Source organism: Pseudoflavonifractor sp. BSD2780061688st1 E11 (genome assembly GCF_005844125.1).
Taxonomy (GTDB): domain Bacteria; phylum Bacillota; class Clostridia; order Lachnospirales; family Lachnospiraceae; genus Sellimonas; species Sellimonas catena.
This window is the reverse complement of the sequence record NZ_SPHM01000099.1, coordinates 1-1,608: the sequence shown is the minus strand read 5'-3', so window position 1 is coordinate 1,608 and position 1,608 is coordinate 1. Positions and strand designations below refer to the sequence as shown.

1 protein-coding gene is annotated in these 1,608 nt (G+C 29.5%); it reads right to left on the bottom strand.

From position 1 onward, the window contains the following. Window positions 1-340 precede the first annotated feature (340 nt). Window positions 341-1,267: an rRNA adenine N(6)-methyltransferase family protein gene (locus tag FGQ85_RS18135; protein ID WP_118636167.1), complete on the bottom strand. Its 927-nt coding sequence runs from the start codon at window positions 1,265-1,267 to the stop codon at window positions 341-343. Window positions 1,268-1,608 lie beyond the last annotated feature (341 nt).

Genomic DNA, 1,608 nt, shown 5'->3' with positions numbered 1-1,608 from the left:
GTTTCATGCTATTTTATTGCCAGAACTTATTGAATTTTCAAGGTGCATAGGCACTTATTCAAGTGCGAAGTTTGAGTTATCATTATGTCACTAAATAGTTTATACTCCAATGTTATATAGACTCCTATCATTAAAAATAAGTAAGTGCTTTTTATCTAATTAAATTTCATTCCAAACCATGCTCTTTCCCATTATCTACAAAGCAAACAATAATCCAAACAGCATTAGCTATTGGAAAACTGCTTAGAAAGTGCTTATCTGCCATTAAAACATCTCATTTTTGTTTTTCATTAATCATAGTAAAATATATTAACCATCTCGTATGCAAAAAATGGCATTACTAATTAAGAGACTTTTGGCGTCTATTGAATGTAGAAGACTTCGAATTAGATTGAGATGGTTTCCTTAAATATGTTCTATTCTGTTTTTGTAATCCTTTATTGATTTTCTCCAATTTTTTATAAGCATCACCGACTAATCGTTTTTTTTCTGCAGTTAATCCGATTCGAGAATATAAAAAAACATTCATCCATTGCTCAGAGGTAATTTTTGTATATGAATCTAACAGATTTATATTGTTATCTTTACACAGACGCCTTATTTGAGCATTTGAAAACAAAACTGCAAGTCGATCCTTTGAACTCTTTCCTTTCCCTTGTGAATAAAAATAAGCAACTAAATCTTTAAAATCCTTGTATTCTGATAAACTCAGTGTATTTTTCTTCTGTTTTAAGTGCAATAACACTGTATCCACCTTTGGAGATGGAGAAAAATCACTTCTATTAAATGTATGCATTATTTCTACATGATACTGAGCTTTTATCACTGCAGCACGTAATCCTTCATATTTTTGATAAGGAATTCCACAGTATTTTTTAGCAGCTTCTTTTTGCACAATAAGAAAAATTTCTTCTGCGGAATTATTATCTTCAGTGATTTTTTTAATGATATCTGCAGTGATTTGAAAAGGAATGTTTGAAAAAACTTTATACCTTTGCTTACTAGGCAAATGATATTTCAAAAAATCTCCGTAAACATATTCAATATTCTCAAATTTATTTTGTGAAACTAATATCCTAAATAAATTCTCGTCATATTCAATCGCTATGACATTTCCAACATATTCTGCAAGAAGATTAGTAATTATCCCCTTTCCAGGCCCAATTTCTATAACAGTATCATTTTTCTCCAATTTTGATTTAACTATTAGATTTCGAACTAAATTCTTGTTTATCAAGAAATTTTGTGAATTTTTAAGATTTTGCATAATCAAACTCCTTATATTCCAAAGTATTAATGAACAAAAAATTACTTAAAATTCTACATACACATAATACTAAAAACAAACTACCCAAACCTAATGATCATTTAATAAATAATCCTCGTCCATAATAAATTGTGGAATATCGACAAGAGATTTTTCGAAGTATAGGTTCTCAGTTCATCATCTATTTCCGAAGTATATTTCTTCTATCATCAAATTCGCATTCTCGAGTAGATAATTCTAAAAAGAATTGTATCAGCTCCTATATAAAAAAGTGTCTTCGACACTTCAGCCCCCTAGCCCCCATTCATGGGGGAATTGGGGGTTTCTTTTTATGTGTTTTT